The 21116-nt window shown below is 64.2% G+C and carries 17 protein-coding genes; 10 read left to right on the top strand and 7 right to left on the bottom strand.

The annotated features are described in order from the left end of the window. The first annotated feature begins 3 nt into the window (after positions 1-3). Genes PAQ31011_RS14180 through PAQ31011_RS14165 form a run of 4 tightly spaced genes read left to right on the top strand, consistent with a single transcriptional unit; the run spans position 4 to position 4716 of the window. Positions 4-2019, top strand: coding sequence for an FUSC family protein (locus tag PAQ31011_RS14180; RefSeq protein ID WP_150576391.1), 2016 nt, complete (start codon positions 4-6; stop codon positions 2017-2019). Continuing rightward, positions 2016-2225, top strand: coding sequence for a DUF1656 domain-containing protein (locus tag PAQ31011_RS14175; protein ID WP_150576390.1), 210 nt, complete (start codon positions 2016-2018; stop codon positions 2223-2225). Before PAQ31011_RS14180 ends, PAQ31011_RS14175 begins: the two co-directional genes overlap by 4 nt. Then, positions 2222-3193, top strand: coding sequence for an efflux RND transporter periplasmic adaptor subunit (locus PAQ31011_RS14170; protein ID WP_150576389.1), 972 nt, complete (start codon positions 2222-2224; stop codon positions 3191-3193). Before PAQ31011_RS14175 ends, PAQ31011_RS14170 begins: the two co-directional genes overlap by 4 nt. 26 nt (positions 3194-3219) lie before the next feature. Continuing rightward, positions 3220-4716, top strand: coding sequence for an efflux transporter outer membrane subunit (locus tag PAQ31011_RS14165; protein ID WP_246179558.1), 1497 nt, complete (start codon positions 3220-3222; stop codon positions 4714-4716). Between the two features lie 271 nt (positions 4717-4987). Here the strand turns inward: PAQ31011_RS14165 and PAQ31011_RS14160 are convergent, their stop codons facing one another. The 3 genes from PAQ31011_RS14160 to PAQ31011_RS14150 form a co-directional block, all read right to left on the bottom strand. Next, on the bottom strand, positions 4988-5251 hold the full coding sequence (locus PAQ31011_RS14160) for a DUF4148 domain-containing protein (RefSeq protein ID WP_039400593.1): 264 nt from the start codon (positions 5249-5251) through the stop codon (positions 4988-4990). Positions 5252-5635: 384 nt separating this feature from the next. Continuing rightward, positions 5636-6403, bottom strand: a complete 768-nt coding sequence (locus PAQ31011_RS14155) for an autoinducer binding domain-containing protein (protein ID WP_150576388.1) — start codon at positions 6401-6403, stop codon at positions 5636-5638. A 148-nt stretch (positions 6404-6551) separates the two neighbouring features. Further along, on the bottom strand, positions 6552-7445 hold the full coding sequence (locus PAQ31011_RS14150) for a LysR family transcriptional regulator (protein ID WP_150576387.1): 894 nt from the start codon (positions 7443-7445) through the stop codon (positions 6552-6554). Positions 7446-7601: 156 nt separating this feature from the next. Here PAQ31011_RS14150 and PAQ31011_RS14145 point away from each other — a divergent pair, with 156 nt between their 5' ends. Continuing rightward, the gene (locus PAQ31011_RS14145) at positions 7602-8777 is read left to right on the top strand and encodes an MFS transporter (RefSeq protein WP_150576386.1); all 1176 of its coding nucleotides are present in this window, start codon (positions 7602-7604) and stop codon (positions 8775-8777) included. On the opposite strand, the gene PAQ31011_RS14140 is transcribed toward PAQ31011_RS14145, so the two are convergent. Next, on the bottom strand, positions 8677-9630 hold the full coding sequence (locus PAQ31011_RS14140) for a LysR family transcriptional regulator (RefSeq protein ID WP_150576385.1): 954 nt from the start codon (positions 9628-9630) through the stop codon (positions 8677-8679). The two genes, PAQ31011_RS14145 and PAQ31011_RS14140, sit on opposite strands and share 101 nt — an antisense overlap. A 202-nt stretch (positions 9631-9832) precedes the next feature. Between PAQ31011_RS14140 and PAQ31011_RS14135 the strand changes: the two genes are divergently transcribed. Further along, a complete protein-coding gene (locus PAQ31011_RS14135) occupies positions 9833-10432 on the top strand; it encodes a nitroreductase family protein (RefSeq protein ID WP_150576384.1) in 600 nt (199 codons plus the stop codon). Positions 10433-10552: 120 nt separating this feature from the next. Here PAQ31011_RS14135 and PAQ31011_RS14130 read toward each other — a convergent pair whose 3' ends face one another. From PAQ31011_RS14130 to PAQ31011_RS14120, 3 genes are read right to left on the bottom strand one after another with little or no spacing between them, the layout of a single operon-like run. After that, positions 10553-11992, bottom strand: coding sequence for an efflux transporter outer membrane subunit (locus tag PAQ31011_RS14130; RefSeq protein ID WP_246179557.1), 1440 nt, complete (start codon positions 11990-11992; stop codon positions 10553-10555). Positions 11993-12009: 17 nt separating this feature from the next. Then, a complete protein-coding gene (locus tag PAQ31011_RS14125; protein ID WP_150576382.1) occupies positions 12010-15162 on the bottom strand; it encodes a multidrug efflux RND transporter permease subunit in 3153 nt (1050 codons plus the stop codon). 5 nt (positions 15163-15167) lie between these two features. Beyond that, the gene (locus tag PAQ31011_RS14120; RefSeq protein ID WP_150576381.1) at positions 15168-16445 is read right to left on the bottom strand and encodes an efflux RND transporter periplasmic adaptor subunit; all 1278 of its coding nucleotides are present in this window, start codon (positions 16443-16445) and stop codon (positions 15168-15170) included. Positions 16446-16616: 171 nt separating this feature from the next. Between PAQ31011_RS14120 and PAQ31011_RS26390 the strand changes: the two genes are divergently transcribed. The 4 genes from PAQ31011_RS26390 (at position 16617) to PAQ31011_RS14105 (ending at position 21007) form a co-directional block, all read left to right on the top strand. Next, positions 16617-16754: a hypothetical protein gene (locus tag PAQ31011_RS26390; RefSeq protein WP_174990109.1), complete on the top strand. Its 138-nt coding sequence runs from the start codon at positions 16617-16619 to the stop codon at positions 16752-16754. Between the two features lie 9 nt (positions 16755-16763). Then, the gene (locus tag PAQ31011_RS14115) at positions 16764-17636 is read left to right on the top strand and encodes a LysR family transcriptional regulator (RefSeq protein ID WP_174990108.1); all 873 of its coding nucleotides are present in this window, start codon (positions 16764-16766) and stop codon (positions 17634-17636) included. 5 nt (positions 17637-17641) lie between these two features. Next, entirely contained in the window at positions 17642-18745 is a 1104-nt protein-coding gene (locus PAQ31011_RS14110; RefSeq protein WP_150576380.1) for a helix-turn-helix domain-containing protein, read from the top strand. A 219-nt stretch (positions 18746-18964) separates the two neighbouring features. Then, a complete protein-coding gene (locus tag PAQ31011_RS14105; protein WP_174990107.1) occupies positions 18965-21007 on the top strand; it encodes a hypothetical protein in 2043 nt (680 codons plus the stop codon). Positions 21008-21116 lie beyond the last annotated feature (109 nt).

Genomic DNA, 21116 nt, shown 5'->3' with positions numbered 1-21116 from the left:
ACCGTGCTTACCTGGCCTTCCTCCCGCGACTGGATTTTCTCGATCAAGGCGTTTGTCGCCTCGATGCTGGCGCTCTACATCGCGCTCGCGCTCGGCCTGCCGCGTCCCTACTGGGCGATGGCTACCGTCTACATCGTCTCGCATCCGCTCACGGGCGCGACGCGCTCCAAGGCGCTGTACCGCGTGCTCGGCACGCTGCTGGGTGCGGCCGCGTCCATTGCGTTCGTCCCCGCGCTCGTCAACACGCCCGAATTACTGATGGCCGCCGTCGGTCTGTGGACCGGCACGCTGCTCTATATCTCGCTGCTGCATCGCTCGCCTCGCAGCTACGTGTTCCTGCTGGCGTCGTACACGCTGCCGCTCATCGCCCTGCCCGCCGTGAATACGCCGACTGGCATTTTCGACATTGCCATCGCCCGTTCGGAAGAGATCATTCTCGGCATCGTCTGCGCCAGCGTCGTGGGCGCGGTAATTCTGCCCACGAGCGTGGCGAAAGTGCTGCACGACCGCTCGACCCGCTGGCTCACCGACGCCGCGCGCTGGACCACCGACATGCTCTCGGCCGACCCGGAGGGCAAGGCCACGCGTCACATGAGCCGTCACCGCATGGCGGCGGACATTCTCGCCCTCGATCAGTTGATCAGCCAGCTGTCGTATGACGCCGATACGTCCGAGCGCGTGCGTGACGCGCAGGAACTGCGCGGGCGCATGACGATGATGATGCCGGTGCTCTCGACCGTCGCGTCGCTGGTGCAAACGTTGCGCCTGCATCCGAACGGTGCACCCGAAGCGCTTGAAGCCAAGATGGCGGAAATCGTCGCGTGGCTGCGCCGGGGCGCGCCGTCGCCTGCACCCGCGCATCTGCTCAAGCCGCCACAATCGGCCGGTGAGGCGTCGGACTGGTACGGCGCGCTCGTGGCCGCGACGGAAGACCGTCTGCGCTCGCTCGTGCAGCTGTGGCAGGACTGCGCTTCGCTGCAACGCCGCTTCGGCCAGCATGAAGACGCCCCCGAATGGACGCCCGCCTTCCCGCACTGGGAACTGGGCGGCGCGCGTCACTACGATCACGGCCTGCTGCTGTTCTCGACGATTTCGGCAGCCCTGTGTACATTCCTGATGGGCATGGCGTGGATCTACACCGGCTGGAACGATGGTGCTGCGGCTGTCTCGCTCGGCGCGGTGGCTTGCTGCTTCTTCGCGGCGATGGACGAGCCCGCACCGTTCATTCGCTCGTTCTTCTGGGCGACGGCCGTGTGCGTGATTTTCGCCGCCGTGTATGTGTTCTTCATCCTGACGAACGCGCACGACTTCGGTCTGCTAGTGGCGCTCTTTGCCGTGCCGTTCGTATTGCTCGGAACACTGATCCCGCAGCCGCGCTTCACGATGGTGGCCATGCTCGTGGCGGTGAACACGGCGACTTTCGTGGGGATTCAGGGCGGATACAACGCCGACTTCCAGAGCTTCTTCAACAACAACATCGCCGGTGTGGCCGGAGTGTTATTCGCGCTGCTGTGGACGTTGCAGACACGCCCGTTCGGCACGCGCGTCGCCATGCGTCGCCTGATTCATTCGAGCTGGCGCGACATCGCAAAAAATGCGATGGGCCGCTCGGTAAGCGAGCACAACCGGCTGCGTGCGCGGTTGCTCGACCGGCTCGGCCAGTTGGTGCCGCGTCTGGCCGCGAGCGAAAGCGAAACGTCCAGCGACGGCTTCACCGAAGTGCGCGTCGAGCTCTCCGCGCTCGCCCTGCAACGCGAATTGCCGAATCTGAATCCGTCGCAGCGCAACGCGGTCGAGGCCGTGCTCTGCGACGTGGCGCGCTTCTACCAGTCGCGACTCGACGCACAGGTGAGCCAGCCCGACGCCACGCTGAAAGACAAACTGCTGGGGGCCGTGCGCTCGCTGGTGGCCCATAGCGATCAGGCCTCGCGCAGTGCGCGCGCCTCGCTCATGGACATCCACGTCGCACTCTTCCCGCCCGCAGCCCCTATCCACGCTTCGACCCGGAGTGCCCAATGAGCGGCGAGATCGACATCTACGGTGTATTCGTGCCGACGCTGCTGGCCCTGATGGTCGTGGCGTTCGTGCTGACGGGCGCGCTGCGCTTCGTGCTGGCGCGCATCGGCTTTTACAAGCTCGTCTGGCACCGCTCCTTATTCAACCTTGCTGTGTACATCATCGCGCTGGGCGGCATCGTCGCCGTGGCGCACGCCTACCAACCATGAAACTGAAACTTCGCTCTCTCGGTCCCGTCGTTCTGACGCTCGCGGTCTCCTGCGTGGCGGTCTACGTGTTGCTGCACCTGTGGGACTACTACACCGTCGCCCCGTGGACGCGCGATGGCCGTATTCGCGCCGACATCGTGCAGGTCGCCCCCGATGTCTCCGGCCTGATTACCGACGTCGAGGTCAAGGACAACCAGCCGGTGCACCGTGGCGATCTGCTGTTCGTGATCGACCGTGATCGCTACACGCTCGCGTTGCAGCAAGCCGAGGCGACCGCCGCCGCACAGCGCGCCACGCTCGCGCAGGCGCGTCGCGAGAACGCACGCAATCATCAGTTGACGGAAGTGGTGGCCAAGGAAGTCGTGGAGGCCGGTCAGGCCAAGGTCGAATCCGGCGAAGCGGCTGTGGCACAGGCCGACGCTGCGGTGCGTCTTGCGAAACTCAATCTCGAACGCACGCGCGTACTCGCCCCCGCCGACGGCTACCTGAACGACCGGCTGCCGCGCGTGGGCGACTACGTGACGACGGGGCGTCCGGTGCTCTCGATGGTCGACGCCGGTTCGCTGCACGTCGAAGGCTATTTCGAAGAAACCAAGATGCGCGGCATCCATATCGGCGACAAGGTGGAGATTCGCCTGATGGGCGAGCGTCACGTATTGCATGGACATGTGCAAAGCATCGTCGCCGGTATCGAGGATCGCGACCGCACCAGCGGTGCGTCGATGCTGCCGAACATCAACCCCACGTTCAACTGGGTCCGTCTCGCGCAACGCATTCCGGTACGCATTGCGCTCGACGACGTGCCCGCCGACATGCGTCTCGTCGCTGGTCGCACCGCCACGGTGACGGTCGTCGAAGGTCAGGACAAAGCCGCCCAGCCGAAGCACGCGGCGCAGCCTGACGACGAAGCACCCACCGCGATGGCCGCCGTCTCGCGAAGCGACGCACCGGCAGGAGTGCGCAAGTGAGCGCGACTAAGACAACGAGCGCGGCCTTGAAAACCACTCGGCCCCGCCTCCTTCTGCTCAGTGCGGTCGCTGTCGCGGCCGCGCTCGTCGCGGGATGCACGACCGTCGGACCGGACTACCACCTGCCCGAACACTCGGTCATGCGCTCGCCCGAAGCCAACGGCGCGCTCGCGAATGTCTCCCAACCGGGCACCGTCTCTATCGAAGCGGTGCCCGACGACTGGTGGCAGCTGTACGACGATCCGAAGCTCGACGCGCTCGTGAAGGAAGCCCTCGCGGCCAATACGAACGTGCGCGTAGCGCTGGCCAACGTTCAGCGTGCGGTCGCGTTGTATCACGAAGTGGAGTCGGAGAATCTGCCGCAAGGCGGCGTGCAGGCCGAAGCGGCCCGCGCGCAGATTTCGGGTGAAAGTCTGCTCAAGGAAGAGAAGCTGCCGGTGGTGAACATTGCCGTCGCCACGCTCGGCATCTCCTATCAGATCGACTTCTTCGGCAAGCTTGCCCGTGCGGACGAAGCCGCGCTCGCCGCCGCCGAAGCGAGTCAGGCAGCGCTCGATGTTGCGCGTGTGAGCGTAGCGGCCGAGACCGTTCGCGCTTATGTACAGAGCTGTGCGGCCAATCACGAGTACGACATTGCCAACGAGCAACTGAAGTTGCAGGAACGCAGCGTCGCGATCACGCGCAAGCTGGTAGACGCCGGACGCGATCAGCCGACCGATCTGCTGCGCGCACAGGCGCAGGCCGACACGTTGCGTGCCGGGCTGCCGCATTACCTGGCGCAGAACGAAGCCGCCAACTACCGGCTCGCCGTGATGCTCGGCAAGGTGCCGGGTACGCTCGACGCAAGCCTCACACAATGCCGTCGTATTCCGCAACTCACGCAGGCGCTGCCCGTCGGCGACGGCACGGCGCTACTCAAGCGCCGCCCGGACGTGCGTCAGGCAGAGCGCGAACTGGCATCGGCCACGGCGAAGATCGGCGTGGCGACGGCAGACCTGTATCCGACGATTCGCTTCGGTGCATCGATCGGCGCGAACGGCGTGCTGGAGCACTTCGGTCAGGGACGCACCGAGCAATGGACCGTCGGTCCGATGATCTCGTGGTCGCTGCCGACCAACGGCGTGCGCTCGCACATCAAGGGCATGGAAGCCGGTGCGAATGCCGCGCTCGCGCATTTCGACGGTGTGGTGCTTAAGGCGATTCAGGAAACACGAACGTCGCTCTCGGCGTACACCCGCGAGTTGCAACGCGACGATGCGCTACGCGACGCGCGCGACAAATCCCGTGCCGCCGCGCAACAGAATCACAAGCTCTATCAGGCTGGCCGTGCGCCGTACCTCACGAGCCTCGACGCCGAGCGCACGCACGCGAGTGCCGAAGCAGCCCTCGCCGCCTCCGAAACGCAGGTCGCCATGGATCAGGTCAATCTGTTCCTGGCGCTGGGCGGCGGATGGCAGTCGAGCGTCGCAAAGGACAAGGCCGCCATGGCCGAATCTCATTCGTCCGACGCATCCACACATTGAAACAAGGTCGCTGGCACGTATCACACGATATGACATCGGATACGCTGCCGGACCTCCGGAAACACACAAGCCCCGTCGGGACCGAGGTCCTCTGGCGGGGCTGTGGCAAGTGACACGCTAGGGCGTCGTGAAGAAGATTCGCGCGGCGCGGGCGGGACTCGTAATGGTCGATGCGATCAAACGAATCAGGCGGGCCGTCGGCGAATCGGGTACCACTTCAACACTTCAATGCATCTCGGGACTGACTGTCCCCCTTCCACACATCAAGACTTCAGTTGACTGCCGGGGCTTGCGGTGCAGCGCTGTGTTGTGCAGCTTCGATTTCGGCGGTGCGCTTTTGCAGCTGGACCGATTGCTCGAAGGTGTACGGGAAGTTGAATTCCGTCACCGGCGACAGGCCGAGTTCACGTGCAGCTTGCAGTTCGGCGCGGACATGCTCACGGGTCACACCGGTCGATTGATCGGCAGCGAAGGCCGAGCCGGCGGCCACGGTCAGGCTGACCAGCGCAATGGCGCTCAGCAGGTTCTTTTTCATGGAAAACTCCTTTTATCGTTCGTATGTCGTTCAAAGTGACGAAAACCGCTAACTAACCAGTTTTCGCCATGAGTAAATTATAGTTTTCCCTAGGAAATGAACTAGCCTCAAAGCGACAACACACCGTTTCGGAAAAGGGGTGAAATCGGATGAATTCAGGGGTGGAATGTCTCGAAAATGGCGGGAATATGTCGCGCATTGGGCAAAGGCGACAAATGTGAAATCACGCAGATCTCTCGAAAATCGCGTGATTCCCAACGAATGAATGTCGGGACGCAGAAGGACTGAAAAATCCGGTGGTTTACGAAGGGAACTCGCAACGCAAAGCGGTTTCGAGAGCACCCGGAAAAGGCGCTCACGAATCTCGTTTGAAAATGGATAACTTCAGGGGGAAATCAGACCGGTGCTGATTGCGGCGGCAATCGCCTGATGCCGGTTGACCGCGCCAAGTTTACGCTTGGCGTTATTGATGTGAAATGTGACGGTGTGCTCGGAAATCTTCAGGATCAATCCGATTTCCCAAGCCGTCTTCCCGCGCGCCGCCCACAGCAGGCTTTCGATCTCACGCGGGCTGAGCTTGCCGGTGCAGCGGCTGGCGACCCACTGCATGTCGAGTTGCTGAATCGCCTGATGGAAATAGAGCGCCGTCAGATAGATTTCACCGACCATGCGCGCTTCGAGTTCGGCCGATTCTTCCGGCGATTTTGCGGTCGCCGCGCTGAAGATCGCACGCTCGCCCGCCGCACCATAGATAGGGATCGAAACGCCGCTGCCCAGACCGTGCGCTCTCGCGTCGGCAAAGATCGGATGCGGCCGCTTTTGCATGAGAAACGTGCGCCAGAGAATCGGCAGCGGCGACAGATTCGCCGCCATCAGCACTGGATCGACTTCGGCATATCCCGCGCTCTGATAGCGCTCGATCCAGGCCGGTGGAAACGTCGTGAAGATGTGACGACTCGGCATGCCTTGCGCGGAAATGATCTGATCTTCCATCTGGAATGCGGCGGCTTCTCGTTCGCGACGCGGCAACAACGGGGCATAAAACAGCGCGTCGTACTCCAGCGTTTGCGTCAGCTTCTGAAACTCGGCGTCCAGCGCCTCGACCGAGCGGGCTCCCAGCAGCCCCTCATATCGATAAAGGTTGTGATGCATTGCGAGTTACACGTTCTCAATAATTGCCGGTTTGGATGCCGTTATTCGCGCATTGTAGTCCGAGCCTTGTGTTTTGCGGGGAGTAATTTTGCCCAATAAAACAACGACTCTTTTTCACGTGGAGTGCGAATCATTTTCTCATTGAATTTCACAACACGCTGCCCAGCCCTTCCAATGCCGACAAGACTTTTCGCAATCCCGGCGTGAGCGGTTTATCCTGCCTGACAACAATCGCCAACGTTCTCGTTAATTCCGGTGTGAGTGTCGATATACGCAATCCGCGTCGATGATGAACGGCATTCACCGACATTTTCGGCACGATGCTGTATCCGAGTCCGGCCGCCACCATCTCCTTGATCGCTTCGATGCTGCCCAGCGCCATCACCGGACGCATGCGCAAACCCGCTTGCAGAAACCAGTCGTCGATCAGCAGGCGGGTGCTGCTGCCGGACTCGAACGCGACCATCGGGGCGGCGGCCAGCGTGTGCGGCGTGACTTCGTCGCCCCATGTGTTGTCGTTCGCCGGTGCGATCGCGACGAATTCGTCGCGCAAGACCGGCGTGACGTGCAGGCTGCGCCCCGCAGCGGGCAACGTCACGAGGCCGATGTCGAGCCGGTTTTCCGTGACGGCTGCGACAACGTCGTCGGTGTTACCCGTGCTCACCCGAATGTCCAGTTGCGGATGCCGTTTGCGCATCGCGCGCAGCATGGGCGGCAATAAATGGATGCAGGCCGTCGCCCCCGTGCCGATGGCGACTTCGCCGGCCACACCCCGCGCGTGGCTCGAGAGCGCCTGCATCGCTTCTTCGACTGCGGCATCGATGCGGCGCGCGTGTTCGAGCAGCGTCAAACCGGCGGACGTCGGCTTAAGCCGCTTACCCACCCGCTCGATGAGCCGCACGTTCAGGCGTTGCTCCAGTTGGCGCACCTGAAGGCTGACGGCCGGTTGCGACAGGTCGAGGCGCACCGCTGCCGCCGAGAAACTCCCCGCGTCGACGACTTCGGCGAAGGTCTGCAACTGATCCAGATTCAGGCGCTTCATCTCAAAGTTTTCCTTATGAACCGGATAAGATGCCAAGACTTTACCAAGAGATGGCGTGAGCGCACCATGCACGGCATGGCTTAGATTCCGATAGCACCCGGACGACAACGCGCTACGAACACGCCTTCCCCCGGTCCATCGCTCCCCCTTTTCGTCATGCCCCTTGTACTCCGGCTCGGCCTCGCACAACTCATCAACTGGGGCGTGAGCTTCTATCTGCCCGGCGCATTCGCGTGGCGTATCGCACGCGACACCGGCTGGGCGCAGACGTGGGTCTTCGCCGGTCCGTCGCTCGCCATGCTGGTGATGGCCGCCGTGTCGCCGCTCTCGGGCCGCTGGCTGGAGCGCATGGGCGGACGCCGCGTGATGTGCCTGGGCACCCTGATTTGCGCCGCCGGATGCGCCACGCTGGCCACGAGCACCACGCTCGTCCAGTTCTACGCCGCCTGGTGTTTGCTCGGCGTGGGGATGCGTCTGTCGCTGTACGACGCCGCCTTCGCCACACTCGCCGCCCTCTACGGCGCCACCGCCCGCAGGCCGATGACGCAGATCACGCTGATCGGCGGCCTCGCCACCACCGTCTTCTGGCCGGTCGGCAACTGGCTCGGCGACACGTGGGGATGGCGACCGGGGGTGCTGGTGTATGGCGCGTTCGGCCTGCTGGCGTGGGCGTTGCTGCGCAGCCTGCCCCCAACGCCCCCTCGAGCACCGGCCACCGACGCCAGCCGCAACACACGCGCCCCACTGCCGTGGCAGTCCGCGCTGCTCTATGGCGCCATCATGGCGCTGGTGTCGATCCTGTCGTCGGGACTGGCGGCGCATCTGACGTCGCTGTTGAGCGTACAAGGGCTGCCGGTCGGACTCGCCGCACTATGGGGTCTGGGTCAGGTGTGCGCGCGAACGCTGGAGTGGCTTCAGCCGCGTCAGTCGAGCGCAGTGAATCTCAACGTGGTGGTCGGCTGCGGACTGCCGCTGTGCTTCGCGCTGGGATTGGCGGGGATGTCGTCCGTCATCGTCGCCGGGGTCTTCATCTTCTTCTACGGCGCACTGAACGGACTGGCGACGCTGCTACGCGCCAGCCTTCCGTTGGAACTGTTCTCGCACGAGGCCTACGCGCGGGCGCTCGGCACCTTGCTCACCCCCGCCTTCGCGGTCTCGGCCGTCGCCCCCTGGGGCTACTCGGTGGCCCGCGCCCACTGGGGCGACGCGGCCATTCTCTGGGTGTCGCTGGTCATCGGCCTGCTGATCGCAGTGGCTGCGCTATCGCTGCGGCGTCTGGGGCAGACAGCGCCTGTTCCACAAAAGCCCGAAGAAACTCGATCCATGTCTTGACCTTCGCGTCGAGGTAAAGCCGCGACGCGTAGACCGCGTAGACATTCGTCCCCTGCAATTCGTACTCGGGCAACACGCGCACCAGCGAACCGCTGCGCAGCGCCGAGAGGGCCGAGAGCAGCGGCACCGGCCCCACGCCGCAGCCGCTGATGAGCGCCGCCGCCAGCGAGTCGGCCGTGTTCACGCGTAGCCGCCCCGAGGGCACAGGCAACTTCACGCCGCCGTCCGGGCCTTCGAAAAGCCAGTGATCGACGGAGTAGTGCGGTGCATTGAGGCGCACCTGCGTGTGCTGCGCCAGTTCGTCCAGCGAGCGCGGCGCGCCATGCTCGGCAAGATACTGGGGGGCTGCGCACAGCACCGACGCCATCCGGCAAATCCGTGCCGACACCAACCCCGAGTCGGGCAACTGCGCCGTGGCGAGCCGCAGCGACACGTCGATGTTCTCCTCCAGCAGATCGGGCACACGCGACGACAGCAGCAAGTCGGCCTCGACGTCCGGGTACTGCTCAAGGAAGCGCGCCAGTGCGGGCACCACGAACACCTGCCCGAAGCTGGCCGGCGCATGCAGACGCAGCGTGCCGCTCGGCGCGGCGCTCGCGGCCCCGGCTTCGGCCTCCGAGACATCGACCAGCGCGATGATGTCCCGGCAGCGCTCCAGGTAGCGCTTGCCCGCGTCCGTCAGGGCAAGCTTGCGTGTCGTGCGATGCAGCAGCCGCGTGCGCAGGTGCGCTTCGAGTTCGGAAATGGCCTTGGACACTTGAGGCGTGGTCATGTCGAGCGCGCGCGCCGCGCCGGCAAAGCTCGCGACGTCGGCCACACGCACGAAGATCCGCATGTTCTTTAAGGTGTTCATGGAGGGCGATGATATCGCGTGATGGCGCTCGTGCAGACGATGAAGTCACTGCGACGACAAAGGCGTGGCGGCAGAGATAACCGCAGGTCATATGCACGTGAGGCGATATTCGTTGGGATCAAGCGTCGCGCGGGGTATCCTAGCGGCCCGATCAGACTCTCCTGACCGCATTGATTGCATTTTCGCCGACGAGACTATTCGCATGACCGATATCACCACCCGCCAAGCCGATCATCCTATCGACCCGCAATTCGTGGCCCGCTGGTCGCCGCGCGCGTTCAAGGACGAAACGATCCCCGAAGCCACCCTGCTGTCGTTCTTCGAAGCGGCTCGCTGGGCACCGTCGGCCTACAACGCACAACCGTGGCGCTTTGTCTTCGCCCGTCGTGGCACGCCGCATTGGGACCAGTTCGTCGGTTTCCTCAACGAGTTCAACCAGACGTGGGCCAAGAACGCCGCCGCCATCGTCCTCGTGATCTCGAAGTCGACGCTCACGCCCCCGGGCAGCGACAAGGAAGTGCCCGCGCCGACCCACAGCTTCGACGCCGGTGCGGCGTGGGGCTACCTCGCCCTGCAAGCCTCGCTCTCGGGCTGGGCGACGCACGGTCTGGCCGGCATCGAACACGACAAGATCCGTAACGAACTGGATCTGTCGTCGAAGTACAAGATCGAAGCGGCCATCGCCATCGGCCGTCCGGGCGGCGACGTGAACGCACTGCCCGAAGGCCTGCGCGCGCGCGAAGTGCCGAGCCCGCGCGAGCCGATCGCCAAGATCGCGTCGGAAGGCCGCTTCGCGTTCTAATGCCTTAGCAGCTGTCGTCGCCAGGTGGCCGACGACGATGCACGAAAAAACCCCGCCGGATCGCAAGACCCGGCGGGGTTTTCGTTTGACGTCGACCGATGCGGTCACGCTACGTCCGCATCACGACGCGTCACTCTCAGGCTTCCATCCGCCACCCAGCGCACGATACAACGCCACGTGATTGACGAGCACCCGCTGCTTCACGTCGATCAGCTGCTGCGCCGCGTGGAACTCGCTACGCTGCGCGTCGAGCAATTCGAGATAGCTCGCCACGCCGTTCACGTAACGGCGCTTGGCCAGCCGCAGCCGCTCGCGTTCGCCATCGGAAACACGCTTTTGCGCCTGATACTGACGCGAGAGCAGTTGCTGCGCCGCGAGGGCGTCGTCGACTTCCGCGAATGCCGTCTGGATCGCGCGTTCGTAGGAGACGACCGCCATCTCCTTGCGGACGTTCGCCAGATTCAGGCCCTGGATGTTGCGCCCGCCGCTGAAGATCGGCACGGTGATCTGCGGCATGAAGGACCACACGCCGGTGCCCGCGCCGAACAGATCGGAGAAGCTGGCGCTGGCGGTGCCGATGTCGGTCGTCAGTCTGACCGACGGGAAGAACGCCGCGCGCGCTGCGCCGATATTCGCATTAGCCCCGCGCAGCTTCGCTTCGGCCTGACGAATGTCCGGACGTCGCATCAGCAACGACGACGGCAAACCCGCTGCGACCGGCACCACGAACGCGCCGTCGAGCGACGTCGCCGCCGCAGGCTTCGCACCGACGTCGCCGGTGAGCACCTGCAATGCGTGCAGGATCTCGCTGCGCTGGCGCTCACGTTCGGCCAGCGCGGCCCGCGCCACTTCGACCTGCGTCGTCTCCGTGTTCAGGTCGAGGTCGTCGACCAGCCCACGCTCCGCGCGCAGACGAATGACGCGAATGCCGTCCTCACGCGCCGCCAGCACATCGCGGGCGTAGGCGATCTGCTCGTTGGCGGCGACCAACCCGATATAGGACGTAGCCACTTCCGCCACCAAACTCACCTGCGCCGCGCGTTGGGCTTCCTCGCTCGACAGATACTCCTCAAGCGCGGCGTCGCGCAGACTGCGCACGCGGCCGAAGAAGTCCAGCTCGAACGCGCTCACACCCACCGTCGCACGCACATCGTTGGCCACATAACCACCCGGCATATTGCTCGCGCCATCGGGCTGTCCGGCCGAGCCGGAGTAGCGTTGACGGGAGAACGCGCCGCCTGCCTGCACACTCGGCAGCAGATTGGCCGACTCGATGCCGTACAACGCGCGCGCTTCCTGCACGCGCAGCGACGCCAGCCGCAAGTCGCGATTCTGTGCGAGCGCGCGGCGAATCAGTGTCTGCAAGTCCGCATCCGTGAAGACCTCGGCCCAATCGGCGTCGGCCGACAGCGGATCGGCGAGCGCCAGTTGCACACCGCTGCCCGCCGGGGCTTCGTAGGTGGTCGGCATCGGCGCAGCCGGACGCTCATACGTCGGTGCCATGGTGCATCCGGCCAGCAGCGCGAACAGGCACACGCCCGCCACGGTTATCCCGCGCATGCGGGGTCGAAACATCGTCATACCTTCCCCTCGACGGCCGGTGCGCCTTCATGTGCATCGTGCGGCGCATCCTTACCCGGATGCGAGCGGCGCACGAAGCGGCCCACCAGCAGGAAAAACAGTGGCACCAGGAAGATCGCCAGCACCGTGGCCGTCACGATCCCGCCCAGCACGGCCACACCGATCGCGCGCTGCGCACCCGACGCCGGGCCGGTCGCAATCGCCAGCGGCACCACGCCGAAGCCGAACGCCAGCGACGTCATCACGATCGGACGCAAACGCAGTCGCGCAGCTTCCACCGCCGCATCGAACCACGTCATGCCCTGCTTCGCGAGATCGTTGGCCACCTCCACAATCAGAATGGCGTTCTTCGCCGACAGACCAATGGTCGCAATCAGGCCCACCTTGAAGTAGATGTCGTTGGGCATGCCCATCAGGCTCACGGCACCGAGTGCGCCGATCACGCCCAGCGGCACCACCATGATGACCGCCGCCGGAATCGCCCAGCTCTCGTAGAGTGCCGCGAGCGCGAGGAACACCACCAGCACCGACAGCGCAAACAGGATCGGTGCCTGCGCGCCGGACGCCCGCTCTTCGAGCGACTGACCGCTCCACTCGTAACCGATGCCTGCCGGCATCTCGGACATGAATTGCTCCATGCGCGCCATGGCTTCGCCGCTGCTCTTGCCCGGGGCCGATTCGCCCTGAAGCGTGAACGACGGATAGCCGTTGTAGCGCTTCAGCTGCGGCGAGCCGAGCTTCCACTTGAGCGTGACGAACGACGACAGCGGCACCATCTCACCACTGGCGTTGCGCACGCGCAGATTGCCGATGTCCTCGGGTGAGACACGCTGACGACCATCCGACTGCACGACCACGCGGCGATTCTCCGAGCCGAGCATGAAGTCGCCCACATACTCCGAGCCGAACATGGTGGCGAGCGTGGTGTTCACGTCGTCCATGCTGACCTTGAGCGCTTCCATCTTGCGACGGTCGATGTTGATGTCGATCTGCGGCACCTCACCTTGCCCGGCAAAGATCACGTTCTTGAGCACCGGATCTTTGGCCGCCTTTTGCAGCAACTCGTCGCGTGCGGCGGTGAACACTTCCGCGCCCACACCAGCACGATCCTGCAAGCGCAGGTTGAAGCCGTTCGACGAACCGAGTTCCGGCAACGCCGGGCTGTTCATCGCGATCATCATGCGATCCGGCTGGCCGGTGAACTTCGCGTTCACGCGCTCGACGATGGCATTCACGCCGTCATGCTTCGACGTGCGTTCGTGCCAGTCCTTGAGCGTGACGTACAGCATGCCGCCTCCCGGGCCCGCGCCGAACTCGTTCCAGCCACCCAGCACGAACACGTGCTTGACCGGCTCGTTCTCCATCAGATAGCTCTCGATGCGCTTAAGCGCAGTCATGGCTTCGGGCAACGTTGCGCCCTGCGGCTCGGAGGCCATCACCATGAAGCTGCCGGTGTCTTCCTCCGGCACGAAGGCCGACGGCAGACGCATGAACGCCAGCGGCACCGCGATCAGGATCGCGCCGTACACCAACATCGAGCGCCACGGATGGCGCAGCGTCTTGTCGACCCGGCGCGTGTAGCGCTCGGTGCCCATCGCGAAGGTGCGGTTGAACCAGCCGAAGAATCCGCGCTTCTCGTGGTGATCGTGCGCCACCGGACGCAGCAACGTCGCGCACAGCGCCGGTGTCAGCGAGAGCGCAAGGAATGCCGAGAAGCTGATCGACACCGCCAGCGTGACCGCGAACTGCCGGTAGATGTTGCCCACCGCGCCCGAGAAGAACGCCATCGGGATGAACACCATCACCAGCACCACCGTAATACCGATGATCGCGCCGCTGATCTGCTTCATCGCCTTGACCGTCGCCGCGTAGGGAGATAACCCCTCCTCGACCATGATCCGCTCGGTGTTCTCCACCACGACGATGGCATCGTCCACCAGAATGCCGATGGCCAGCACCATGCCGAACATCGTCAATGTGTTGACGGAGTACCCGAGGCCCAGCAACACGCCGAACGTACCCAGCAAGGCCACCGGCACGACGAGCGTCGGGATCAGCGTCGCCCGCAGGTTCTGCATGAACAGGTACATCACGATGAACACGAGCACGATGGCTTCGAGCAGCGTCTTCACCACCTTCTGGATCGACACCTTCACGAACGACGCCGTCTCGTAGGGCATCTGGTATTCGACGCCCGCCGGGAACAGCTTCGCCTGCTCGTCCATCACTGCACGTACAGCCTTCATCACTTCGACGGCGTTCGAGCCTGCCGCGAGCTTGATGCCCATGGCAGTGGCGGGCAGCCCGTCGACACGCGACGAATAGTTGTAGTCCGACGCGCCCAGTTCCACGCGCGCAACATCGCCCAGCCGGATGGCCGAGCCGTCGGCACGCACGCGCAACGGAATGCTGGCGAACTGCTCCGGCGTGGAGTAGGTCGTGTCCGAAACGACGTTCGCATTGATCGGTGCGGACGTCGGCGTCGAACCCGCGCCGAGATCGCCGACCGTCACGCGCGCGTTGTAGGCGCGCACCTTGGACACGATGTCCGAGGCCGTGAGATCGAGCGCGACGAGTCTGGCCGGATCGGGCCAGATGCGAATGGCCTTCTCCGTCCCCCAGAACTGCACCTGACCGACGCCGGGCACACGCTTGAGCTGGTTGACGACCTGCGCCGCCGCAAGCTCACCCAGATCGAACTCGCCGATAGCCGGGTTGCGCGACGACAGCGTCACCACCATATGGATGTTGTCGGCCGCACGCTCCACCTTCACGCCATAGCGACGCACGACTTCCGGCAAGCGCGACTCGACCGTCTTCAGCCGGTTCTGCACTTCCACGGCGGCCAGATCAAGGCTGGTGCCCTGACGGAACGTGAGGTTGACCGACGACTCGCCGTTACCGCTGGTGGCCGACGTGTACATCAGCCCCGGCGCACCGTTCATCTGACGTTCGATGATGGCCGTGACCGAGTCTTCGACGACCTTCGCCGAAGCACCCGGGTAGCTGCTGTACACGCTGACCATCGGCGGGGCGATGTCAGGGTACTGCGCGACGGGTAGCGCCCGAATGGCCAGCAGGCCGACGAGCGTAATCATCAGAGAGATCACCCAGGCAAAGACCGGGCGATCGATAAAGAAACGAGCCATTTGGATTACGTCTCCGCTTTGGAGGCCGGACTGCCGTTGCCTTGCGGCGTGGCGTCGGTGGACTTGGCGGTGCCTTCGCCGGCGTTCTTCATGTCTTTGGCATCTTTGGCTTCATTGCCTGCGACCTTGGTCTTGACCTTCATGCCGTCGGAGAACTGCGTCAGGTTCTGAACGATGACCTGCTCGCCGCCCTTGAGACCCTCCGTCACCAGCCAGTCATGACCTTCGATGGCATCGGCGTGGACTTTACGGTCGTGCACTTTTCCGCTGGCGTCGACGACACGGACGATGGCACCTGCCGTGGTGCGCGTGAGCGCTTCGCGCGGTACACGCACGACATTCGGATTCACCGCGCCTTGCATGCGCACTTGCACGAATGCGCCGGGCAGCAGCACGCCGTCCGGGTTCGGCAGCAATGCGCGCATGGCGATGGTGTCCGTGCCCGGGTCGACGGCCAGATCCGTGAAAAGCAGCTTGCCGGGCAAGGTGTACTCGCGCCCGTCCGGCAGCGTGACGTGCACCTGTGGCGCGGCCGCCTCGTTGCCATGCTCGAGCTTGCCTGCGCGCAGGTCGCGCGTCATGGCGTAGACCTGTGCGGCGGGCTGCGAGAAGTTCACGTAGATCGGATCGATCTGTTCCACTCGCGTGAGCAATGTGGGCGAGTCGAGGCCGACCAGCGCGCCTTCGGTGACTTCGGCACGACGCACGCGTCCCGCGATAGGAGAGACGACGCTCGTGTAGCCGAGGTTGAGTTCCGCTTTACGCACTTCAGCACGAGCAGCCAGCACTTCGGCACGCGTACGCGCTTCGGCGGCACGGGACTCGGCGTCTTCACGGGCGCTGATGGCGCGCTCCTCAAGCAGGCCACGATAGCGCTCGATCTTGTCTTTCGCGGAATCGTGTTCGGCTTGCGCCTTGGCGAGTGCACCGCGCGCGGCGTCGAGCGCAGCGGACAGCGGCTGCGGATCGATGCGGAACAGCACATCGCCCTTGGCGACCTTCTGGCCTTCCTGGTATTTACGCTCCATGACGACGCCGCCCGCACGGGCGCGCACGTCGGCACTGCGGTAGGCCTCGAGACGGCCGGGCTGCTCGGTCGTGAGCGGCTCGGCACGACGCTCGACCGTGCGCACGACGGCCTCCGGTGTGGCGTCGGCTTCTTCCTTTTTGTCACGGCCAGAGCACGCGGCGAGAAGCAACACGCTGGCGATCAGGGTGGCGGAGACACCCGTCAGGACTCCGAAACGGGTACGGAGAGTTCGGTTATCGATTTTCGATGACATGTAAGCACGTTGGATTTACGACATCCGGTCAAGGGTGTCGCAACCGCGTTCGGTGCGCGGCGTCGAGCGACGGGCTGGCTGCAAATGAGCCAGCGATGGGGGAGGACCGGGGGCCCCGCATCGCTCCGGAGACACCATGGACGGCAGGTACGCGTTGCGCGAAGGAGGTCTATGCCCAAGACCACCGGACCGGGGGATCCGGTCGTCTGCCGCCAAGCCTATGTTGGCATTTCAATCTGGCGTTTCATATTGGAGCTGCGCGATTCTGCCGCTAAATTGTTGTTAGAAAAAGTTGGAACCTATCTATAAAATGAATGGATGAACTGGACAATTGAACAATTGCGCTACTTTGTGGCGGCAGCGGAGGACGGCTCGATATCCGCTGCCGCCCGTCGTATGGGGAAAGCCCAGTCGGCGGTGAGCACGGCAATTTCGCTGCTCGAAGCGGATTTGGGATTTGAGCTATTCGACCGCAGCCGTCGGAATGCACGCCTCACCGATCAGGGCGAGGTGATGCTGCTCGAAGCCAAGGAACTGCTGCGCCAGGCCGAGGGGCTGAACCATCGGGCAAACGCGCTGGCGTTCGGTGAGCAGCCCCAGCTGTCGCTGGCGCTGGACGAGGCGTTGCCGTATCAGGCCGTCAGCGAACTGGTGCGCGACCTCGCTTATCAGTTCGCCTATCTCGAACTGACGCTGCTCAACGGCACCTCGACGGAAGTCGCCGAATACGTGGAGAAGCAGCGCGCGGATATCGGCTTTCACGTCGACCGTGGGGCGATTTCGTCGGCGCTCGGCCACAAGTACGTCGGCTCGGCCGTGCAGGGCGTGTTCGTCGCCGGCGACCATCCGCTGGCGTATCGCGATCAGGTCACGCGCGGCGATCTCGCGAAATATCGTCAGCTTCTGTTGCAAATGGACGACATCACGCCGTTGCAACTGAGCCCATCGATCTGGCGCGCGGACAGCTCGTACGTCATTGCCAGCATGGTCGTGGACAAGCTGGGCTGGGCGGTGCTGCCCATCGATATCGCGGCGTACGAAGATCTTCATGAACTTCGCTGCGACGACCTCGGTCTTCCGCAGTTGCCGGTGCGCATGCTGTGGCGGTTCGGTCGTGAACCCAACGATGTCATGCGCTGGTGCGAAGCTCGCTTCGGGGAGTTGTTGCGGGTGAGTTCACAAGGGACCTGAAAACCATGCACGACGCGTCGCGGCAATTCTTCGCCCGGTTCGACAGCCGGACACACCCGGAGGCACCGGAGATCTGGCGCACGTTGGTGCGACCTTATGTCGACGTTGGCATCGAAACGAGCCCTCAGGGGTTTCAGGGGGAAATGAGCGGCACGCATCTGGGCGATTGTCTGATCAGCCGGAGCACCTGCTCGGCCACCATGACGCATCGCCGCAGCGCGGCAGACGTGCGGCGCAGTCACGTCGATCACCTGATGATCCAGTTGGTGACCTCCGGCGGCATCGAGGGCGAGTACGGCAAGCGCACGGTCAACGCCAGTGCCGGGGCCATCAGCGTGTTTGATCTCGGGCAGACCGTGAACAGCCGCACGCCCTCGTTTTCGACGATCACGCTCACCGTGCCGCGCGACCGCCTGCCGACGTCGCTGCGCAACCGCAAGCTGCATGGTGCCGTACTGGATCCAGCGCTGGGTACCTCCCGACTACTCGCCTCGCACCTGAGCGAACTCACGCGAAGCGCGCACATGCTCACGAACGAAGAGATGGCGGCGTCCGTGAATGCAAGTCTGATTCTGCTGGGCGGCGCACAGTCGAAGCTCCTGGACAACGACGCGCCGACGCAGCAAGTGCTTCGCGACGGCGTCAAGCGCCTGGTGCAGGCGCATATCGAGCGTCATTTGCACGCCGAACAGTTGTCGCCGGAACAGATCGCATTGGCGATGGGGATCTCGCGATCCAATCTGTACCGATGGTTTCAGGCGGACGGCGGGGTGCAAGCCTATATTCAGGCCCGCAGGCTCGATCGGTGCTTCGACGAACTCCTGCTCTCGACCGGCCAGCGAATCGCCATCATCGAGATCGCCTACCGTTACGGTTTTTCGAGCGAAAGCGTGTTCAGCCGCGCGTTTCGTCGGCGGTTCGGTGTCAGTCCGGGAGAAGTGCGCGCGAGTGCGCACAAGACCATGGTTCGCCACCCGCATCCGTCCGGCGTACCGGGTCCGGACGGCGCACCGCCGTCACGAGACGAGACCACCATCCGGGCATGGCTCGAAGGCCTTCAGCGCACGCGTCCCGGCCCAACCGACGCTGCATCCGACGTGCCTTCCTGAGCATAGCGAGCGCGCGTCCTGCCGTTGGGACGCGCAGTCAATCTTTCCGGGACGCCATGCGGGGCGGGCCAATATTGGTTCGTCGAAGATCGGGATTTTTCGCGATCCTTCACGATGGCCTTCGTCCTTCCTACGCGCCCGCACACGCGCCCTCGCCGCTCTTTGGTTGCCCTGGCGGCTAGCGCACTCCTTAGCCCGAGCACCTACGCCGCAGATTCGGTGAGCGCGGAAACGCCCATCTTCTTCTCGTTGCCACAAGCGAACGCCACGAATTCCGTGAGTATGAGCGCGGACGGCTCGACCGTGATCGGCACTTTGACCACGCCAGCAGGCCTTCGCGCCTTTCGCTGGACCAACCCCACGGGGGTCCAAATCATCAGTGACGTGGGTGGCGAAGCCGCCGCAGTGAACGCCGACGGCAGCGTCGTGGTCGGCTACGTCCGCACTGGTTACAACACGAGCTACGCCTTTCGCTGGACGGCAGACGGCGGCACGCAGAATCTCGGCTCCCTTGGTAGTGGCGTCTCGTCGAACGCCTTTGGCGTAAGCGCAGACGGCACCACCGTCGTGGGCGGCTCGCTGGCGAAGGGAATGTCCGAACAGCGCGCGTTTCGCTGGACGGCGGCCAGCGGCATGACCAATCTTGGCACGCTCGGCGGCGACGCCTCCTATGCGATCTCCGCGAACGCCAACGGCAGCGTTGTAGTCGGCTGGTCCGGCGCGTCGGCCACCGACGCCTCGGTGATACACGCATTCCGCTGGACCGCGCCCACGGGCATGCAGGACTTGGGGACGCTCGGTGGCACCCTTTCCAACGCGAAAGCCGTGAGTGCGGACGGCAACGTCGTGGCTGGCATGGCCAACACCGCAAGCAACGCTCAACGGGCATTTCGCTGGACAAGCGCAACCGGCCTGGTCGATCTTGGAACGTTGGGCGGCCCGCTATCCGTCGCAACCCTCGTCAGCGCCAACGGCGCCGTCGTCGTGGGGGGATCCTACACAGCGCAAGGTGAAATGCGCATGTTCCGGTGGACAAACGCCACCGGCATGCAGGATCTGCTCACGCTGCTCTCCAATGCCGGGGTCTCCACGAGCGGCATATCGCTGAGCACTGTCTCGGGTCTTTCGGCCAACGGGCAGTACATCGCGGGAGACGGTTTCCGCTCCGGGCCGAATAGCACTCCTCAGGTGTACGTCATTCGCTATCTCGATGCGACGGTGTTGCCGAAACCCGATCCGGACCCTGCAACCCCGGAGACGCCCTCCACCAAGCCCGATGGCGGTACCTCCCCCGGCACGTCGCCCGGCACCACCACTCCGCCGCCGGTGATCGCCGGTATCACCACCCCCGCATCGGTGCAGGCGTCGGCCGATCAGATGGGCCGGGCGCGTCAGGGCGTCATGGGGCAGATGCATGGTTTCGCCGATCAGATGTTGGGCGAAGGCCAGATGTCCTCGGCCTCCGGCACGTCCGGCGCTTCGGGACCGACGGGCGGTGTCGCCGCGTTTGGCGCTGTCGGCTCGCTCGCCGCAGGGATCACCGGGCATCTGAATCTCGCGCCGTTCGAGATCGTCGCCGGCGTGGGTTACGCGTCGGAAACCTACGGCGACACGCAGATGAAGGGAGCTTTCACGGCAGCGCTCAAGCTACGTTACGAGCACCGGCTTGGTGAGCGCTTCGGCTGGTTCGGCGAGATCGGCGGCTTCTACTCGCCGGACAGCAATTACCGCTTCTCGCGCAACTACGCGAACGGAGCGGGCACCGCGACAGGCAGCGCCAATGCGTCCGGACGGCAGGCCTATGGCTTTGCCCGTCTCGGCATGCGCATCGATGCGACCGACAGCGATCAGTTCAGCCAGTCGATCGAACTCGGACGTCAGGTCATGCGCACGTCGACGTATAGCGAGGTGCTTTCGCCGGGCAACCCGTTCGAAGCCAGCATGGGCGCATCGTCGTCGACCATGAATGTCCTGAAGATCCGCGAGAAGTGGGTACATGCCTTCACGTCGAGCATCGATGCGGCGCTCTGGGGCGCGTGGGCGCACGGCTTCAATTATCGAGACGGCTCGCAGTTGAATGTCGGCGGCATCGGCAGCCTCACGCCGCAGGTCTCAAGCCGTCTGAACTGGCTGGAATATGGGGCGCGAGTGGGCTACCTGATGACGAAAAAGGCCAAGGTTTCGGCATTCGTCAACGGCGTAGCAGGTGGCGACGTCGGTTCGCGAACGCACGTCGGGGTCAACCTGGAAATGTTCTTCTGATTGTGCAGGCATACTGCGAGGCAAGCGCGGCTCGCAGTATTGCCGATTGCCACACTACGCACATACAGCAGCGATACCCTGGGTCACGGTCATAGACCCGGGCGTCGCA

The organism is Pandoraea aquatica, from assembly GCF_902459565.1.
Classification (GTDB): Bacteria; Pseudomonadota; Gammaproteobacteria; order Burkholderiales; family Burkholderiaceae; genus Pandoraea; species Pandoraea aquatica.
The sequence above is the reverse complement of the archived record's forward strand: the minus strand, read 5'-3'. Positions and strand labels throughout refer to the sequence as shown.

Excerpts from the sequence above, each read along its gene's own strand:
- PAQ31011_RS14145 (WP_150576386.1), top strand. The coding sequence starts at position 7,602 with ATGCCCCTTGTACTCCGGCTCGGCCTCGCACAACTCATCAACTGGGGC.
- PAQ31011_RS14160 (WP_039400593.1), bottom strand. The coding sequence starts at position 5,251 with ATGAAAAAGAACCTGCTGAGCGCCATTGCGCTGGTCAGCCTGACCGTG.
- PAQ31011_RS14175 (WP_150576390.1), top strand. The coding sequence starts at position 2,016 with ATGAGCGGCGAGATCGACATCTACGGTGTATTCGTGCCGACGCTGCTG.
- PAQ31011_RS14140 (WP_150576385.1), bottom strand. The coding sequence starts at position 9,630 with ATGAACACCTTAAAGAACATGCGGATCTTCGTGCGTGTGGCCGACGTC.
- PAQ31011_RS14115 (WP_174990108.1), top strand. The coding sequence starts at position 16,764 with ATGAACTGGACAATTGAACAATTGCGCTACTTTGTGGCGGCAGCGGAG.
- PAQ31011_RS14155 (WP_150576388.1), bottom strand. The coding sequence starts at position 6,403 with ATGCATCACAACCTTTATCGATATGAGGGGCTGCTGGGAGCCCGCTCG.
- PAQ31011_RS14125 (WP_150576382.1), bottom strand. The coding sequence starts at position 15,162 with ATGGCTCGTTTCTTTATCGATCGCCCGGTCTTTGCCTGGGTGATCTCT.
- PAQ31011_RS26390 (WP_174990109.1), top strand. The coding sequence starts at position 16,617 with ATGCCCAAGACCACCGGACCGGGGGATCCGGTCGTCTGCCGCCAAGCC.
- PAQ31011_RS14135 (WP_150576384.1), top strand. The coding sequence starts at position 9,833 with ATGACCGATATCACCACCCGCCAAGCCGATCATCCTATCGACCCGCAA.
- PAQ31011_RS14120 (WP_150576381.1), bottom strand. The coding sequence starts at position 16,445 with ATGTCATCGAAAATCGATAACCGAACTCTCCGTACCCGTTTCGGAGTC.
- PAQ31011_RS14150 (WP_150576387.1), bottom strand. The coding sequence starts at position 7,445 with ATGAAGCGCCTGAATCTGGATCAGTTGCAGACCTTCGCCGAAGTCGTC.
- PAQ31011_RS14110 (WP_150576380.1), top strand. The coding sequence starts at position 17,642 with ATGCACGACGCGTCGCGGCAATTCTTCGCCCGGTTCGACAGCCGGACA.
- PAQ31011_RS14170 (WP_150576389.1), top strand. The coding sequence starts at position 2,222 with ATGAAACTGAAACTTCGCTCTCTCGGTCCCGTCGTTCTGACGCTCGCG.
- PAQ31011_RS14130 (WP_246179557.1), bottom strand. The coding sequence starts at position 11,992 with ATGCGCGGGATAACCGTGGCGGGCGTGTGCCTGTTCGCGCTGCTGGCC.